Source organism: Luteolibacter sp. Y139 (assembly GCF_038066715.1).
GTDB classification, from domain to species: Bacteria; Verrucomicrobiota; Verrucomicrobiia; order Verrucomicrobiales; family Akkermansiaceae; genus Haloferula; species Haloferula soli.
Genome location: NZ_JBBUKT010000005.1, coordinates 78169 through 94217 on the forward strand (window position 1 = coordinate 78169; position 16049 = coordinate 94217).

General features: G+C 60.9%; 17 protein-coding genes. 3 read left to right on the forward strand and 14 right to left on the reverse strand.

Going from position 1 to position 16049, the window contains the following annotated elements; translation table 11 throughout:
- Positions 1 to 580: 580 nt before the first annotated feature.
- The 4 genes from WKV53_RS14000 to WKV53_RS14015 all read right to left on the reverse strand — a co-directional run bounded on the left by WKV53_RS14000 (position 581) and on the right by WKV53_RS14015 (position 3203).
- The gene (locus WKV53_RS14000; RefSeq protein ID WP_341405271.1) at positions 581 to 1834 is read right to left on the reverse strand and encodes a hypothetical protein; all 1254 of its coding nucleotides are present in this window, start codon (positions 1832 to 1834) and stop codon (positions 581 to 583) included.
- A gap of 135 nt (positions 1835 to 1969) precedes the next feature.
- Positions 1970 to 2131 carry a hypothetical protein gene (locus WKV53_RS14005; RefSeq protein WP_341405272.1) on the reverse strand — a complete coding sequence of 54 codons (162 nt, stop codon included), beginning with the start codon at positions 2129 to 2131 and terminating at the stop codon, positions 1970 to 1972.
- 335 nt (positions 2132 to 2466) lie between these two features.
- On the reverse strand, positions 2467 to 2970 hold the full coding sequence (locus WKV53_RS14010) for a hypothetical protein (protein WP_341405274.1): 504 nt from the start codon (positions 2968 to 2970) through the stop codon (positions 2467 to 2469).
- 35 nt (positions 2971 to 3005) lie between these two features.
- Positions 3006 to 3203, reverse strand: a complete 198-nt coding sequence (locus WKV53_RS14015) for a hypothetical protein (protein WP_341405276.1) — start codon at positions 3201 to 3203, stop codon at positions 3006 to 3008.
- Positions 3204 to 3503: 300 nt separating this feature from the next.
- Here WKV53_RS14015 and WKV53_RS14020 point away from each other — a divergent pair, with 300 nt between their 5' ends.
- Positions 3504 to 3953 (forward strand): hypothetical protein, encoded by a 450-nt coding sequence (locus WKV53_RS14020; protein WP_341405277.1) that lies wholly within the window; start codon positions 3504 to 3506, stop codon positions 3951 to 3953.
- A 144-nt stretch (positions 3954 to 4097) separates the two neighbouring features.
- On the opposite strand, the gene WKV53_RS14025 is transcribed toward WKV53_RS14020, so the two are convergent.
- Genes WKV53_RS14025 through WKV53_RS14035 form a run of 3 tightly spaced genes read right to left on the reverse strand, consistent with a single transcriptional unit; the run spans position 4098 to position 5389 of the window.
- Positions 4098 to 4397, reverse strand: coding sequence for a hypothetical protein (locus WKV53_RS14025; protein ID WP_341405278.1), 300 nt, complete (start codon positions 4395 to 4397; stop codon positions 4098 to 4100).
- A 22-nt stretch (positions 4398 to 4419) separates the two neighbouring features.
- Complete coding sequence (locus WKV53_RS14030) at positions 4420 to 4887, reverse strand: hypothetical protein (RefSeq protein ID WP_341405279.1); 468 nt, start codon at positions 4885 to 4887, stop codon at positions 4420 to 4422.
- Between the two features lie 13 nt (positions 4888 to 4900).
- Positions 4901 to 5389: a hypothetical protein gene (locus tag WKV53_RS14035; protein WP_341405280.1), complete on the reverse strand. Its 489-nt coding sequence runs from the start codon at positions 5387 to 5389 to the stop codon at positions 4901 to 4903.
- A gap of 224 nt (positions 5390 to 5613) precedes the next feature.
- Here WKV53_RS14035 and WKV53_RS14040 point away from each other — a divergent pair, with 224 nt between their 5' ends.
- Together WKV53_RS14040 and WKV53_RS14045 are read left to right on the forward strand one after the other, a co-directional pair.
- Positions 5614 to 6153 (forward strand): GAF domain-containing protein, encoded by a 540-nt coding sequence (locus WKV53_RS14040; RefSeq protein WP_341405282.1) that lies wholly within the window; start codon positions 5614 to 5616, stop codon positions 6151 to 6153.
- Positions 6154 to 6277: 124 nt separating this feature from the next.
- Positions 6278 to 6913 carry a hypothetical protein gene (locus tag WKV53_RS14045; protein WP_341405283.1) on the forward strand — a complete coding sequence of 212 codons (636 nt, stop codon included), beginning with the start codon at positions 6278 to 6280 and terminating at the stop codon, positions 6911 to 6913.
- 155 nt (positions 6914 to 7068) lie between these two features.
- Here WKV53_RS14045 and WKV53_RS14050 read toward each other — a convergent pair whose 3' ends face one another.
- From WKV53_RS14050 to WKV53_RS14080, 7 genes are all read right to left on the reverse strand, one after another.
- Positions 7069 to 7893 (reverse strand): M12 family metallopeptidase, encoded by an 825-nt coding sequence (locus WKV53_RS14050; protein WP_341405285.1) that lies wholly within the window; start codon positions 7891 to 7893, stop codon positions 7069 to 7071.
- 25 nt (positions 7894 to 7918) lie between these two features.
- The gene (locus WKV53_RS14055; RefSeq protein WP_341405287.1) at positions 7919 to 9472 is read right to left on the reverse strand and encodes a trypsin-like serine peptidase; all 1554 of its coding nucleotides are present in this window, start codon (positions 9470 to 9472) and stop codon (positions 7919 to 7921) included.
- A gap of 79 nt (positions 9473 to 9551) precedes the next feature.
- On the reverse strand, positions 9552 to 11276 hold the full coding sequence (locus tag WKV53_RS14060; protein WP_341405288.1) for an amidohydrolase family protein: 1725 nt from the start codon (positions 11274 to 11276) through the stop codon (positions 9552 to 9554).
- Between the two features lie 74 nt (positions 11277 to 11350).
- Entirely contained in the window at positions 11351 to 12925 is a 1575-nt protein-coding gene (locus WKV53_RS14065; RefSeq protein WP_341405289.1) for a hypothetical protein, read from the reverse strand.
- Positions 12926 to 13114: 189 nt separating this feature from the next.
- The gene (locus WKV53_RS14070; protein WP_341405291.1) at positions 13115 to 13801 is read right to left on the reverse strand and encodes a hypothetical protein; all 687 of its coding nucleotides are present in this window, start codon (positions 13799 to 13801) and stop codon (positions 13115 to 13117) included.
- A 757-nt stretch (positions 13802 to 14558) separates the two neighbouring features.
- Positions 14559 to 14975, reverse strand: coding sequence for a hypothetical protein (locus WKV53_RS14075; protein WP_341405292.1), 417 nt, complete (start codon positions 14973 to 14975; stop codon positions 14559 to 14561).
- A 30-nt stretch (positions 14976 to 15005) separates the two neighbouring features.
- Positions 15006 to 16037 carry a S24 family peptidase gene (locus WKV53_RS14080; protein WP_341405294.1) on the reverse strand — a complete coding sequence of 344 codons (1032 nt, stop codon included), beginning with the start codon at positions 16035 to 16037 and terminating at the stop codon, positions 15006 to 15008.
- Between the last annotated feature and the right edge of the window lie 12 nt (positions 16038 to 16049).

Here is a 16049-nt window from a genome sequence, read left to right on the forward strand (position 1 = left end):
GCGGCCTAGGCGGTATGGGGCGCGCCTTTGGCGCTGAAGAACGATCCGCCGCCTTAGGTTAGGTGCCATTCGGGGCGATTTCGATTTGCGATGGCTGGGGTCGCGGGGGCGGGTGGAGGAGATGCGGGGCGAGTGGAAAGGAACTACTAGGGTGGTAGTAGATTTGGGGCGGGGATGGGAGGTGTGGCGGTGCCGGGGGATTTCTTCGGGTCTTACACGTCTCGCCCCCTTTCAGGGTGCCGTGGGTGGTGCGGGGTGGACCCAGGGCGATGCCCTGGGCTTAGGGCTGGCCGCCCCTTTGGGGCTGAAGAGGCGTGGGTGGCCGGAACGATGCCTTAGGGCTGGCCGCCCTTTTTGGGCTATGGTGTGGAGGCGATGCGGGGATCAGTGAAAGGCAATCGAGGGTGTGCACGCGTTCTCACGAACGCGCCTACGGAATGTGGGACGGGGCGTGGTGGTGATGCGGGGCGGGAGAAGCCGGAACGACGCAGTCGTTCCGCTACCGATGCCGGTCTGCTCGGGAGAGCGACAGCCTCCGTGATGTCGCGTGGGAGGCGGCGCTCCATTCAAGGTGATGCGTCTACTTCGGGGTGGCGAATTCGGTGGGGTTCTTGGCTTTCCAGTCGGGGAACTGGTCCCACATGAGGAGGCGCTCGCGGAGGAATTTTTCGAGGGTGGCGGCTTCGTCGGCGGAGGTGGATTGGGGGAAGATGACGATGGAGCCGCCGATGGGCATGAGGCCCTTGCCGGTGACCTGGCAGCCGGCCTGGGTGAGGGTGTCGATGAAGCGGCGGTGGGGCTTGGCGGGGTCGAGGAGACGGAGGAGGCCGGGGTGAACGGCGAGGACGTGGGAGTTCTTCATGCCGTGCGCGGGGTCGCGGACCGGGGGCTTGTCGCCGGTGAGGACGAGGGGGGTGAACTTGACGAGGGTGACGGGTGTCTGGGTGTCGGATGGTGCGGTCTGGTGGAGGAGGCACCATTGGGCGACGGGGGCGAGGCCGTAGAGGGTGGTTTTTTCGACGTTGGCTTCGTAGTCGATCCATGAGGTGTCGACGGATTCGTTCGGCTGGCAGTCGAAGATCCAGCCTTCGGAAGTGCTATTCTCGAGTTCGCTGATGGAGCCGCCCATGAGGCTATTGGCGGCGTGATTGATGGAGACGCCGATGGAGTCGGGGGACTGGGTTGTTAGATCGGTGGCGAGGCGGTCGAGCTCGGCTTGTTTGACGCGCTGGGGATCGAGGCGGGTCCTGGTGGTTTTCTGGGTGATGAATTCGGTGAGGCCGGGTGTGCCCTGCTGGCGGAAGTCGTGATACTCGGGGAGATCGGGGGTGGTGGTGACGAGCTTCTGGAGGAGGATGGTGGATTGGCCCTTGGCGAGCCAGCTGGCGGCGATGACCCAGCGGTTCGGGATGAGGGTGGGGCACTGGGCGACGGTGAGGAGGGAGCGGCCGGCGGTGAGGAAGCCCTTCGGCGTGGTGATGTCGAGGTGCTGGACGTAGTTGGAGTTCTTACTGGGCCAACTGGAGTCGGAGTGGGCTTCCCAGGCATCGGGGGTGCCGGCGGAGGTGATGAGGTGTTCGTCGGGGGTGCCGGTGGGTTTGTCTTTCTTGAAGGTGAGGTGTTTTTTGACTTTGCCGGCGGTGATGAGCTTGTTGATGCGGTCCTCGAATTCGGGGGTGGTGAGTTTGCCATTGAAGGTGGCATTGCCGATGGCGGCGGCGGTCTTGGGGTCGGTGCCGATGAGTTGCCACTCGATGGAATCTGCCTGCGCGCGAGGGAGGAGTGCGGCGGTGATGGTGGTGAGGAAGAGGGCGATGAGGCGGAGGGTGGGCATGGGCGTGGATGAAGATGCTAGAGGAAGAGGTTTGACCGCGGATTTCGCGGATGGAAGGCAGGATTTGGGAAGAGGGGGCGGGAAGAGTATGGAGCTACTATGATGGTAGTAGGTGTGGGAGGTGGGTCCAGGGCTTTAGATGCGAGGGTGATGCTCGGCGTTCCCGGGGGGTTTCTGTTTCTTCATGCGCTGCCAGCGCCAGGTGAGGAGGACGGTCCACGCGAGGATGTAGAAAAGGATGACGAGCCAGTAGGCGATGCCGACGCTGGCGACCTGAAAGGTGGGGGGTCGAGCCACCTATTCGCCGGGTGGGAGGTGGGAACCATGGGGTGTCCGGTGCGAATGAGATGGAGTGCGATTGGACCCGGCCGAGGGGGCCGTGGCCGGGTGAATAGGTATTTTTCGATGCCCAGAGTGAGCAACTGGCGCTGCCGAGGCCATACCAGGTTCCCGTACCGAGACGGACGCTCGCGGAATCGCTGTAGCCGTCGTGGCTTCTGTCCCATGCCCAGATGAGGAAGCTGAGGAGAAAGAGGCCGAGCCAGAGGGTCTTCCAGTGATGGATGGGGCGCGGCATTGGGGGAATGTGGGGGGAGAAGTGGCGGGTGATTGATTGACTTGAGCCGGATGGATCAGGAATCGTCAGTGGCTATTCTTCGCTTCAGGAAGTTGGGATCCGTGGAGCGGTTCTGGACTGGTGGGGGCTGCGGTTGGGTTTGCGGTTTTGTGATGGCTGCGATGTCGGCGTTGGCTTCGGCCTGGGCTTTGGCGAGGGCTTTCATTTCCTGCCGGCGCCAGGCGAGGAAGGTGAGCCAGAGGAGGAAGAAGAGGAGGATGAGATACCAGTGGGCGAAGACGAGAAAGAGGTAGTCGTAGCCGTATGCCTTGAAGTCGGAGGGCGGGCCGAATGGGGACTGGTGGAGATAGAGCTTCTCCGTGACGGCATAGTGGCCGGGATAGCCATTGGCATCCCAGAGGAAGGCGATCTTTCCGCCGCCTTGTCCCACGGCCATCCAGGGGCCGAGGGGAGTGTAGTCGAGGGATAGCAAGGAGCGCAGCCAGGCGAAGCCGAGGGCGAGGAGGACGATGATGCCGAGCCAGAAGGTTTTCCAGTGATGGATGGGGCGCGGGGTCATAGGGGGTGAACGTCGAACTCTGAACTCTGAACTGGCTATGGTCTCTTGAGGTGGGCGTCGCAGAGGAGGCCGGCGAGGGCGGTGATGCTGCCGATGACGAGGTAGTGCATGCCGAGGTCGGCGAGGGGCAGGGAGAAGGCGGAATGATCGCCGCTGCCGATGGCGATGAAGGCGATCCCGGCGATGATGAGCAGGGTGGTGGCGATCTCGAGTGCTCGGACGAGGGCACGCATGGTGTGATGCTAGGGGATGTGCGGGGTGAGGGCAATGATGGGATTTTGCCGGGAGGGTGGGAGGACTGTTCTTTTTTTTGCGGGGCTTGGAAGGTGGTAAGAGAGGAGTGTCGCGACTCGTCAGGGGTGTGGCATGGAAGGCGGAGGATTCGCGGGATGGGAGCGGTCTGTGGGAGAGGGAGTTTGCTAGTTTGCTAGTTTTCAGTTTTTAGTTTTCAGAAGGAGGAAAGGCATGGGGAATCTGGCACAGACGGAGGGGAAGGGATGATGCGGCCGATTTATCGCTCGGTTGCATTTTGGATGGGATTGTTCGTGCTGGTGTTCCTGGGGTGGGCGTGGCGGTATTCGTATGGGAGGGGGACGGAGGTTTATCGGGTGGTGACGCTGGAGGATGCGGGGCCGATGGGTCCGATGAGCCACCCGATGCCGCGGGCGCTGTATGATGACGGGGTGTCGCTGGATAGCGGGAGGATGGTGCTTTCCTACACGAGGGTGGTGAAGGTGGAGCCGGGGTTCCGGGTGGATCGCACGGGGGTGAGTCACATGCACTATGCGCCGGAGCTGGGTGGGAAGGTGCCGGCGTTCCGGGCGGGAGGGTATCGCGATGCGGAGGTGGCGATGGCGACGGTGTGGCGGTATCGGGTGGAGGTGCCGGTGTGGGCGATGGCGGGGATCTGGGTGATGGTGTGGTGCGGGGTGCTGTGGTGGCGGTGGAGGAGGATGAAGAGGAGTGGCGTATGTGATGGGTGAAACAGCCTCGGGCTGGCGGTGGGAACGAACCGCAGAGTGGCGGAGGATGGATGGGGCTTGCGGCAAGGTGGAAGGGGTAGCTACTGTGTTTCTAGTAGATGTGGTCCCATGCCGGTTCGGCGGGGTGGCTTGCTGCTGGTCTTGTCAGGGGGTGATGATCATGGTGGCGAGTCCGGTGAAGTAGGGGAGGATGGAGGATAGCATGCCGATCTTCGCGAGGCGGCTGGTGGCGGGATGGATCCATGCGATGACGGCGGGGATGCCGCCGGCGAAGAGGGCGAAGATGGAGATTTGGCTGAGGCCGAGGTGGAGGAATTCGAGCCGGTAGGGTTCGCCGGGCCGGACTTGGAGAAGGTAGGCGGCGGTGAAGGCGATGGCGGCGAGATTTGAGAGGACTCCGGCGATGATGGAGAGGCGGGCGGAGTGCCGGAAGAGGGGTGGCATGGGTGAGCGGGCGGGTGGTTTGTTAGATCGGTTCACCTTGTTCCGATGGGGGTGCGGGGGCGTGGGTGATGAGGCGGGTTTTGCGGCGTTGCCACCAGAGAAGGGTGGCTAACAGGAGGGCGAGGTAGAGGAGGATGATGAGCCACCAGGCGATGCGGAGGGAGTGGAAGACGTGGCCGGAGGAAATCCGGTGGGCGTGGTGAAGTGCCTGGGGGAAGAGTGGCTGTGCCTCAGCGGGCAGGGCTCGGGCGGGGAGGGTGTAGTGATCGTAGTAGAAGCCGGGGGCGGTCCAATGGCCGGGGGCGTAGGTGATGGCCTGGAGGTGGAGGGAGCGGCCTTCGTCGCTGATGTCGAGGATGTGATCGCCGAGGGTGATGCCGATGCTGCTGAAGTTCGTCAGGGCATTGAGCCAGGCCCAGAGGAGGAAGAGCAGGCCGGGGAGGGCGAGCCAGAGGAGGCGGGAGCGGTGGAGGGCCGGGGCGGGCTTCACGGGTGGGTGGCTGTTAGAGAAGGCCGTTGGTGGAGGTGGGGTCGTGCGAGGGGATGGGCGGAGTGGTGGTGAGGCGGGTCTTGCGGCGTTGCCACCAGGAGAGGGTGACTAACAGGAGGGTGGCGTAGAGAAGGATGATGGGCCAGTAGGCGAGGTGGATCATCCAGCCGGTGTAGGTGGAATTGCTCCGGTCTTCGTGGTGGAAGGGTTGGGAGAAGAGGCGGTACCAGTTGGGACGAAGCCCGGGTTGATTGTAGCGGCGATAGGAGGAGAAGCCGGGGGCGGTCCATTTTCCCGGGCGGTAGGTGCCGGGGTCGATGCAGAGGGTGCGGCCTTCGTCGGCAATGCGGAGGATGTGATCGCCGAGGGTGAGGCGGATGCCGTGGTTGTAGTCGGGGTCATTGAGCCATCCCGAGAGGAGGAAGAGGAGCCCGGGGAGGGCGAACCAGAGGAGGCGGGAGCGGTAGAAGGGACGGGGATGGGTGTGGGAAGGCGGATGCACCGGGTGTGAGTCCAACAGAAATGACGGGCGGGTGCAATGGGGCGCGAGGGATGGGGTGAGGCGTGGGATGGGGTGAGGCGTGGGATGGGGTGAGGCGTGGGATGGGGTGAGGCGTGGGATGGAGGTTCGCGTTCTCTCTCATCTTTTTTTGATCGTGGCGGGCGCTTTGGCTTTGCGTGCCGTGGTTGAAAAGGGTTTCTGTCGGACAGCCGTATTGAATCGCGATGTCCGAAATTTCACTGCCCACTTGCGCTAGTCCGGAACGGTTGAAGGCGCTGTATCGTTATGGTGTATTGGATACGCCGAAGGAGGAGGAGTATGATCGGCTGGTGCAGCTGGTGACGGAGGTGTTCGATGTGCCGATCGCGGCGATCAGTTTCGTGGATGAGCACCGGCAGTGGTTCAAGGCGGAGGTGGGGTTGTATTGCCGGGAGACGCCGCTGACGTGCTCGATCTGCGCGCATGCGGTGGAGTCGGGGAAGGATCTCTTCATCGTGCGGGATGCGCATTGCGATCTGCGGACGCTGGACTCGAAGCTGACGGTGGCATCTTACATCCGCTTTTACGCGGGGGCGGTGATGCGTTCGCACGATGGGCATGCGCTGGGGACGCTGCTGCTGGTGGACCGGAAGGCGCGGGATTTCTCGGAGACGGATGGGCGGCTGTTGCAGACGCTGGCGCGACAGGTGGTGCTGCTGGTGGAGAACCGGATGATGAGCGTGGCGCTGACGAGCGTGGGGAATCTGGCGAACAAGGGGGAGTGAGGGGTTTTTTGCTGGGGAATGCGGATGGGGATGGGGCTTGTTGCGGGGGATCGCACTCAGGGCCTTGTGTCCGGCGATTTTTCAGACAGGTTGGGGGCATCAACCTGATTTTTCGAAACGAGCCGTGAAAACGATCCGACCTATTTTTGCCACGCCGGCTTTTGCTTGCAGCCTGATTTTCGCGGGGTTGTCCGCGGTGCCGGGATTGCGCGCCGAGGGGGAGACGCCGACTCCTGCTCCTGTTCCCGCACCTGTCACTCCTGCTCCTACCACTCCCACTGAAGCCACGCCTGAAGCGTCGAAGGAATACGAAGCCATGATCCCGATCATCAAGAAGCACGCGGAACTCTGCTCGGATGCGCAGCTGAAGATGGACTTCGACAAGGTGCTGCCGTATGTGCCGAAGAAGCTGCTGGAGACGATGGGCGGCGCGGAGTTGCTGAAGACGCGACTGGATCAGGCGAGCACGATGCTGAAGAGCCGCGGGGTGACGATCGATTCGGCGAAGATCGGCACGCCACAGGTGCCGAAGAATCACGGCGGGGTCCTGGTGAGCCTGGTGCCGATGGAGACGATGATGACGACGCCGCAGGGGAAGATCATCGCGAGCTCGCACATGATCGCGATCTCGGAGGACAAGGGCGCGAGCTGGGTCTTCGTGGATACGGCGACGGTGAACGAGGACAAGCTGGGGACGCTCTACCCGGCGCTGAAGGGGAAGGTGGATATCCCGATGGCGACGGCGCGGAAGGGGGAGTGAGGGTGGGGTGAATTCTTGAGATGAGGGGTAAGAGCACCACGACCCTCCGGTGCAGCGGGCATAGCCGCACCGGAGGATGGGGAGCGGAAGAAAATGGATGATGCGAGGGCTGCTGCCGGGGCTTCATCCCGTTCGCCGGCGGTGCTTGCGGAAATCTATCGATGAGCGGGTGAACCGTATTTCTGCACCATGAACTGTGTATCAATTGTGGAGATCCGGCGGTTCCAACCGACCGAGACATTATTCCGCGTGAGCTGTTTGGGGACCGGATAGTGCATGATGGAGTGCAGGTCCGCGTTGGGGGTTCCAGTCATTGGTCCCGTGTATTTATTGAGAACGTTGGTTCGGATCTTCGCTATGTCCCACCCGTTCGGTGGGCCGCTATAGTAGCGGATTACGGCGGCCTCGTTCCAGACAATGGGGGATTTGGGGTGTTGATGCTCGTGTTTCAGGCCCAGGGCGTGCCCGAACTCATGCAAGACCACACGGCGGACATCATCTTCCGGGCTGTATTGGTTGATGGCCAGATTCATCGTCGGAGCTTTTTTGCCGTATGCGTCGCAGCTGGTGCCGATGTAAGACCAGTGGCCTCCGTCGGGGTCGAAACCCACATGGAAGTCGGCATCGGTATCTGCACTGACCTGGGTGAAGGTGACGTTACACGTGCGAGTCCAGTCCCGGACCTGGGACATCACCATCTGGTGAACTGCGGGTGGTCCGTTCAAGAAGCTCACAGTGAAGCTGTGCTTGTTTTTCCAGAAGAATCTCGGATCCCCGAAAGCCTTGGAGTCGCTGGTGCCCTCAGGAGCGATACACGGAATATCGAGGATACTCGCGGCGGGCTGTTTACCGGTGACGGGACCGGCTGCAGCCGCAGCCGTTGCCGTGGCAGAGTCGATGGAGTTTGGCTTGGTGCATGAGGCGGTGAAAAAGAGTGTTCCGAAGAGTAACAGTGATGCGGCTAAAGTGGAGGATTTCATGGGATGAGTTAATTGCGGATTGGGGTTAGTTGGGGAAAACGATCTTCACGCCGAAGGCAGTGGGCCACCCGGGGAGAATGGATCTGGGTGGTTCGGCTTCGGATGGCTTGGTGGGCCTGAGCTGATCGATCACGGCCTTGATGGGGAGGCAGCGCTCGTGAGACAAGATCGTGGCATTTGCGAAGAAGTCGTTGTCCGGCATGCCTTCAATGAGGATGCCGATGATGCCGCCGGTTTTCCTCAGGATAACGGGGCCTCCTGAGTCGCCGTGGAAGGTATCCGTATCCGCTCCAAACACTGGAATCTTTGAATCATTGTAAGGGTCGCGGTAGAAGAAGGAGTCGCCCTTCTTTATGTAGCGCCTTTTGAAAGCCTCTTCGGCGGCAACTGCCGTCTCCATGGTGGTGCCAGCGATCTTATTGGCACGGATGAGATCCGCCTGCAGGCGTATCATGAAGCTGCCCCTGTCGCTTTCCTTGAGCTCATGGGGACAGACGACCCGGGCGTAGTCGTGAACGAGCAGCTCCTTTCCGCCAGGGTGGCCTATGGCATAGACGGGGCTGTCCAAGGAGGCTCTGGCGTCGACGAGCGGCACGGGTTTCCGATCTCCCGGGATCGGATCATCCGCGTCCCAGTCCGTGATTTCAAGGATCGCATAATCGAGCCTGGATTCAACGTCATCCCGGGACTTCCCCCTCCAGATCCGCTTGGCCGGGCACCGTGCAACCACCTTTCCAAAGCGATCGCTGAAATCCAGCCGGAAATCGTCGCCGAATTCGACGTCATGGGCACAGGTGAGGACCGTCTTCGGACCGATCAGCACTCCGGAAGCCTTCATCGGGTCGGTCTGGCCGGGATCGATGATGACCTTGCAGGAGGCGAGCGCGGTATCCACCACATTCAGATAGGTGGCGGGGGAGTAGTTGTCTGGATCAAGCGCGCCATAGTAGGACTTCTGTTCGTTTCTGGTGGTGAGCCAGATCACGGCCATCCTGGTAGCCGTTTGGTAGTCGCGCGCATCGAGCGCCTGTGTATATGCTTTCTCGGAATCCCCGGTGATGGCGTTGAGTTTGTCCTTCAACTCATCGTAGTCGACCTTTGGTTTGTCCTCCGAAGCTGGACCTCTTCCTGGATCCACCAGTGGCTTGCGCAAGGGCTCGGTCAGTTTTTCAACATCGGTGACGTTTTTTTCGATCTGGTCGATGAGCTCGGAATTCACCTTCCCCTGGAGGTCCTCCTTGTATTTGGTGAACTTCGAATTGACCGCGGACTCGGCGGATGTGACTTCGAATCTTCCCTGTTCATTCCTGGCAAGTGTTCCGAGCGCGGTACTATTGGCGAGCTTGGCAACGGATTCATCGAGGGCATATTTCTTTCCCTCCGGGGTGATGCCATAGATTCTCTCGCCGACTTTCTTGAGCTCGAGGGATTTTGTTTCCTCGCCCCTGGTGATGCCCTCGATTTTCACGTCGATGGTGGGAGGCCTGCTGATTTCCGCCCCTTCGGGGGCTCCAAAGGCAGTTTGTGCGAATTGAAGAGTCACACAAACTGCGAGCCTTTTCGCGATCATGGTTTTCATGGTGTTGTATTGGCTGGTGGTTTTGGAATCGAGTGTCCGAGTCGGCTGTTTGTCCTATGGGGTTGCGATTGGATGCGGGCTACATGTCCAGGAGGCTATTGAGGTGCAGCTTCAGGGCTGGAGGGAGTCCGCCTTTCTGGATGCGCTTGGGGGCGTTTAGGTAGTCGAGGGCGTTCTTGAAGAAGAAGCGGCGATAGAGCTCGGCGGGTTGGGGGCCGCCGGCTTTGAGGATGGCGACGCGGAAGGAGTTCAGGTAGTTCACTCGGTCGGCGGCGGCGGGCATGGGCATGAACCAGTCCGAGCCGTACATGATCTTCTTCGAGAACTGGAAGGGGGTTTGATCGTCGTGGCTCTTTTTGATGAGGCTGGCGAGCTGGCGGGTGAAGTTGGCGCGAGCAACGGGATCCGCGATGGCGTCGAAGCAGCCGAACTCGCAGTAGACGTTCGGATACTGGCAGCAGAGTTCGTAGACGGTGCGGCCCCAATCGGCATCTTCGCTGCTATCAAACCAGAAGCCGCCTGCGCCGGCGTGGCCGAAGCAGAGCCTGAGATTCGAGAGTTCGGGGTGCCGGGTGAGCAAGCGCTTCCAGTGCTGGGGATGGGCGAGCTTGGCGTAGCCCTTGCGCGCCTGGAATTCGCCGGTGCCGCAGTGGGTGAAGACGGGGACATCCTCCGCGACGCACCAGCGGAAGAGTTCTAACAGGCGGTCATCGAGCACCGTTGGGTCGAGCTTGACGCCGTTCGGCTTGTAGCGGGCTTTCCACTGTTCGCAGGGCTGGGATGCGAACGAGAAGGGGCAGTGGGGAATGACATTGCCGGAGGGAGCGTAGCCGGAGGGTGGGTAGACTTTTACTCCGAATGCGCCCTGCTTGTGGTAGGCGTCCTTGACGATCTGGAGTGCGTGTCCCTTGGCAGCTCCTTCACCCCACTGGTCGCGAAAGGGACTGTAGGCGGCGAAGTAGAGCATGTTGCCATTCGCCTTTTGTTGCTGGCGATTGACGCGGGGGATCTGCTGGCGCTCGAATTTGAGGAGGTCCTTGCCGTCCTCGGGCTGATTGTAGGTCGGCGCCATGTCCATCATATGGCTGACGATGAGGTCGACCTGGCGCTTTCTCTGGATCGTGTGGTCGAGGCGGAAGAGTCCTTCCATGGCGGCCTCGTCACTGGTGAGGGTGTCGATGAAGTGCTTGATCTCGTCCTTTCCTTCGCGGTTCTGCGTGGCAGTCGCGGAACCATCCCCGAACATCTTCACGACTTGGGTGAGGCGTGCTTTCTCGGGGGCGGAGAGGTTGTCGAAGGTGGATTCTCCGGTCTTGAGCTTGATGTAGCCTTGGACGGCGGGTTCGCTGGCGACTTTTTCAGGGGTGATCGAGCGTGGCTTGCGATTGCCCTGGAGAGCCATTGCGTCGCGGTTCACCGATCGGGCGAGGTCCTCCATGAGCCTGGAGTTTGGCTGGCGATCGGATGGGGAGAGGTGGCGCTTGTCGGAGGGATCGGGAGACTTGGGGGTGGTCCAGACGATGAGGTTGGCGATGGCGATGACCAGCTCGTCCGAAGCGAGGGAGAGGAGGGGATGGATGTCCCGCTTGCCAAGGGCGATGCCTTTGACGGGGAGGAAGCGGGCATTGAAGGTGTGGGTGTGGACGTCGATGACCGGGGTCTTTTCGATGAGGGTCACGGAGTCCTTGTCGGTGGGGAGTGCCACCGGTGGTGGTGGTTCCTTTTGAGTGCAGGCGGGCAGGAGGCTGAAGGCGGTGCCGATGAGGAGGGCGCGGGTGATGATGGGCCGGTGGGGGGATCTCATGTCCGTGGGGGAAAAAGAAAAGGCTCTCCCCGCCGCCGATGCGCTGGCAGGCGAGGAGAGCCCTGGTGCACAACTCAGAATCGCATCCGCAGACCGACTTGGAAGAGGTCTTCGTTTTTGAAGTCAGGAGCGCGCTCGCCGAACTTGTACTTGGCGAAGAGGGTGGCGGCGCCGATGTCGGCCTTGGGGAGCGGGGTTTCGTTTGGCACTTCCTGTCCGGCGATCTTGCCGGTGAAATTGCCGAGGCCCACTTCGGCGAAGATGGAGTGGCCGATGTGGGTGCCGCCGAGATCGGAGACGGCTGAGACGCCCTCCGCCAGGTAGCCGGCGCGGAAAGCCCAGTCGGAATTGCCGACGATGAGGCCGAGCTTCCACTCCAGGGTCGTCTTGTCCAAGTCCTCACGACCGCCGCTGAGGGTATCCCAGATGTCTGAGCCGCCGGCGAGTTTGACGTCGGCGGGGATGTAGGTGTACCAGGGTGATTCGTCGGGGGCCAGATCGGCCTTGCCGTCCGGGGATTCGCTTCGGTCTCCCACCAGCGCCGCCTTGTTCGGGGTGGCTTTCTCTTTGACCGTTGGATTCTTGTTCAGCGAAAAGTACTTGTCCTTGTCGAAGCGCATCAGGGTATTGATGCCGATGGAACGAGCGATCCAGCTCCGGTCATTCAGGAGGTAGAAGCGTGGCTGCCAATCGACGATCCAGCGGAGGTCATCGGTGCCGGTGAGGTCATCGTGATCCCAGGCGGCGCCGACCTGGAGGAACTGCGGCGAGGTGATCTGGAACCAGTCTTTGATGGCGAACATATGGGCATCCAGGTCAGGGTTGGCCTGGAAGTTCGCGAGAAGGTAGACGCTGGTTTGATCGACCTCCTTCTTGGCGACTTCGTCGGTATTGAACTCGACACCGGTCTTGATGGAAAAGCGGTAGTGGTCGTTATTCCACGGAGCCTTGATGCCTTCGTTATTGTAGAGTGCTCCCCAATAAATGTCGCTGATGATTGCGCCCTTCAGCACCATGGAGTCGTTGCCATTGGAGTTGGAGTAGTCGAATGCCAGACCTTCCTGGGAGTAGTTGTACCGGCTGAAGGAGTCGCGGATGCCGAACAAGATCGCGCTGCCTTCCTCGATGGGTTTGTCATTCGAGTCCTTCGCGATCGCCTTGACCTTCTTCCCGGTGGGTTTGCCATTCTTATCCAGCTCGTCTTTTTCCTCTGCGCGGTACATCCGGAGGCTGGAGGTGAGGCGATGTTTCTCGTATTCCTCGGGTTTGAGGAATTTGAGACCTTTCTCCTTGTCCCAAACGGGAACGCCAACGGTCTTTTTCTTTGTCTCGATGGCGGCCGCGATCTTGGTCTCGTCGTTGTCGATGGGCTTTCCCTTCTCCCTTGCTTCGGCGATGACGAGCTCCCTGAGTGCCTGCTTGACCTGTTCGGTTTCGATCAGTGGCACCTCGACCCGTTCCATCAGCAGGGTGTTCGGTGATTTCAGCAGGGTGAAGCCGAGGGTGGCGGAGTAGGGATGGTCTTCGCCGAAGATTCCTTTGATGCTGAACGGGATTTCAGTGGCGGCTTTCGGGGTTTCCTTCTTCTCCTGGGCGTGGAGCACCAAGGGAGAGGCGGCGAGGGCTGCGATGGCTAGTTTCTTATTCATGGGAGGTGCATGCTCTATTCGTCTTTGTCTATCGAGCGGGAGGATAGGATGGGAAAAGGTGATGGATTCTTGGCGCAGTTCATCCCTGGATGCTGAATGAGCACCATTACTCGGAAGCCGTCTGGCTCGGCGGTGAGGCTTATGTAGGCCGTGCGATCGCTGTACCTAGAATCGCAGTTTAAGAGAGTATCATCTTAGCTTCTTTTCGAGATCTCTCAGGAAGCTATCCACGTCCTTGATCTCATGTTTCCAGCTGTCGAAATCCTTGGCCGTGAGTTCCGTGAAAGGAACTTCATCGAACGGATGAAATGCTTGGATCGTCTCCTTCACGGACTCCTCGCGGCCTGACTGGTCTGGGATATTTGCCGCCTTCCCCCCTGCATCCAAAAAACGATTCAGCTCTTTCGCATTTCCACCATGGATGGCGAGCGCGGCATGAAGATTCGTGACGTATTTCCGATAGGTGTCGAAATGCGCGCTGATGTGGTCCGGCTTCACCGAGTTGTCGAAGCCATGGCCCACCAATTGTCCGTAGGCTACCTCCCGGCCGTCCGGACCCGGCTTCACGTGGGCGTAGCTGTCCCCCATGGCGTGGATCAGGAAGCCGGTTTTCCAGTCGTTCCCTGGCGTCGTTTTCGAACTGGCTGCTACCAGCTGCCGGAGGTCCTCCCTACGACGGAGGACGGCGTCTGCATCCCCTCCGTGCAGGGAATGGAGCACTGCTACGATCCGGTGGCGATATCCCCAGAGACCCGGTGCGCTGCCCCATACCGCGACGGCCGGGGCAGAGTAGCAAAACGCCAGATCATCCGGTGCCTGGCTGAAATAGGATAGCCGTCTGGCGGGATCGGACTCCCATCCGGCGATCCTGGCCACGATGTAGGTCGTGGTTTCATGGCCATATTGTTCATAATACAACCCGGCAGAGCTCGGGCTTCCGGAGGCATGGCTGGAAGATGCCTTGTTAGGGGTGCCACTGGTTTGCCAGTGACCATGCCATGCATTCGGCTGGGCACATGAGGTAAACAAAAGTGAAAATAGGATTCCAGGAGCGACTACGCTCAGAAGTCTACGGCAAGGGGAGGGCGCCGACATGCTTTTGGGGGAGACTAAGGGGTTATTGGGATGATGTTCGATTCTGAAATGGTGTTCGCACTGTGGGGCTCTGCCAAAGGAGATGAAAATTAGATTCGGAATCTGGCCAGTAGGGAGGGGAGTCCGTTGAATGGCACGAAGTGAAAGTTAGAATAAGGCCGTATCTGCCGCAAGGAGAAAACTGGTGTGCAGTGAAAGCGGTAGGGGCTTTTTTGATAATGTTTGGATTAGTGAAGGATAGAATGGGAGTTCTGGTCTTGATGCCGAAGGAATCGTGAGTGCGGGCTTCGCCGAAGGCCTGAGAGGATATCGAGAGCGGCCAAGCCGAGAAGACTTGGGCGCGGGCTATTGGTTTCGTTCAGCGTGAGTGGGGGACTCGGGAGAATGCTTTTGTGACTCGGGCACCGATGGTTTGGCGGGTGCTTCCGTTGCTTCAGCAAACTGAGGATGGCTTAACCTAGCTGGCCGTCATCTTTCCTGCTCTATCTGCCACGCTAGGGTGGTGCGGATGTAGGACGACATGGGATGGCCGGGCGGGTCAATTGAGGTCGATGGCGCCGACGGCGAGAGCGGGGGTGGAGTCAAGGCGCGCGTGTTCGTAGCCGGGGATGTGGAGGCGCTTGATCATTTCGATGACTTCCGCCTGAGGGAGTTCTCCCTGTGCGAGCATGCGCAGGAGTTCCATCAAGCCATCCGGCCCGAGGAGTGACTTCAAGGGGAGATCGAGAAGGACCGAATCGTCGGGGCGGTGCTTGGCCTGTTGGGGATACTGGCATTTGCTCGCGGGCGAGTGTGAGTGGTGGTGGACCAGTCGCAGGCCATGGCCCATCCACGTGTCGCCCACTCGTCTCACGAGCCACTCGACCCAACCTTCTTCGATGGTGGCGATCTCTTCCCTGCAGGAGTCACAAATCCATGTGCTGGCTTTCCGGGGCGGGGGAATCGCGGCGTGCATCGATGGAAGGAAGGCGGCCCAGTGCTGAACTTATCCGACCTCGACGAGGATGGCGTGGATTTTGCCGTCTTCGAGGGTTTGGACTTCGGGGTAGGATTTGTTGAGGGAGCGGAGGACGGGGATGTTGCCCATGGCGTCGGCTTCGGTGAGTTCGGTGGGTTTGGCTTTGCGGTAGCCGAATTCTTTCAGGGTGGAGCCGGTGCCGTCGGAGTAGACGACGATGGTGCCTTTCTTGGGGGTGCCTTTGGCGGTGGGCCAGTGCTTGACGATGATGAGGGAGCCATCGGGGATGCGGGGTTCCATGGATTGGCCGAAGACGCGGAGGGCGTAGTGGTCATCCGGCCATGACTTCCGGGTGGCGACGGGTTCCTGGACGATGTGGCTGGTGATGGGGGCGCCGGCGGCGACTCCGCCGTGGAGATCGATCCAGTGGCCGGTGTGTTTGTTAGAGGAGGAGCGCGAGCGGGTGGTGGAGGGGAGTGTGGGGGATTCTTCGGCGATGGAGGAGGTGGCGGCCGTGCGTTTGTTAGAGCGGGGGTGCTTGTGCGGTTGGGGGAAGGCGACGAGGTCGTTGTCGGCGGTGAGGTCGTGATGGGGGAGTTGAGGTTGTTCGCCGGGGAGGCGGCCGGTGCGCTTGAACTCGCGGGCGGCGCGGTCGAGGGTATCGGTGATCCATTCGCGGACGGTGAGGCCGGAGGCGTTTGCGGCGCGGTTCCAGTCATCGAACTCGTCTTCGGCGGGGCGCATGATGAAGGCATCGATGCGGAGCTCGGCGGGGACTTGCGTGGGCGTGTGAAAGTGGCCGGTGGTGGCGTCGCGATCGCGGCCTGGTTCGCGATCGGTCTCGCGATCGCGGGGATCGATCCAAGCGGTCATGAAGGCCTGGACGTGGGGGAGGCGGCGGGCGGGGATGCCGGAGGAGCGCCAGTTGTGGATGGTTTGTTCGCTGACTTGCAGCGGGCCGGCGACGTCTTCGGCGCGGAGGCGATTTTGGTCCATCCACTCGCGGAAGGAGTGGTGGTCGGCGGGTGGTGGTCCCTGTGGTTCGTCGTTGTCCCTCACGGCCAAAGAATT

What these genes read in the sequence shown, in the direction of transcription:
- WKV53_RS14000 (WP_341405271.1), bottom strand. Translation starts at nt 1,834, where the DNA reads ATGCCCACCCTCCGCCTCATCGCCCTCTTCCTCACCACCATCACCGCC.
- WKV53_RS14010 (WP_341405274.1), bottom strand. Translation starts at nt 2,970, where the DNA reads ATGACCCCGCGCCCCATCCATCACTGGAAAACCTTCTGGCTCGGCATC.
- WKV53_RS14015 (WP_341405276.1), bottom strand. Translation starts at nt 3,203, where the DNA reads ATGCGTGCCCTCGTCCGAGCACTCGAGATCGCCACCACCCTGCTCATC.
- WKV53_RS14020 (WP_341405277.1), top strand. Translation starts at nt 3,504, where the DNA reads ATGGGATTGTTCGTGCTGGTGTTCCTGGGGTGGGCGTGGCGGTATTCG.
- WKV53_RS14025 (WP_341405278.1), bottom strand. Translation starts at nt 4,397, where the DNA reads ATGCCACCCCTCTTCCGGCACTCCGCCCGCCTCTCCATCATCGCCGGA.
- WKV53_RS14040 (WP_341405282.1), top strand. Translation starts at nt 5,614, where the DNA reads ATGTCCGAAATTTCACTGCCCACTTGCGCTAGTCCGGAACGGTTGAAG.
- WKV53_RS14050 (WP_341405285.1), bottom strand. Translation starts at nt 7,893, where the DNA reads ATGAAATCCTCCACTTTAGCCGCATCACTGTTACTCTTCGGAACACTC.
- WKV53_RS14055 (WP_341405287.1), bottom strand. Translation starts at nt 9,472, where the DNA reads ATGAAAACCATGATCGCGAAAAGGCTCGCAGTTTGTGTGACTCTTCAA.
- WKV53_RS14060 (WP_341405288.1), bottom strand. Translation starts at nt 11,276, where the DNA reads ATGAGATCCCCCCACCGGCCCATCATCACCCGCGCCCTCCTCATCGGC.
- WKV53_RS14065 (WP_341405289.1), bottom strand. Translation starts at nt 12,925, where the DNA reads ATGAATAAGAAACTAGCCATCGCAGCCCTCGCCGCCTCTCCCTTGGTG.
- WKV53_RS14075 (WP_341405292.1), bottom strand. Translation starts at nt 14,975, where the DNA reads ATGCACGCCGCGATTCCCCCGCCCCGGAAAGCCAGCACATGGATTTGT.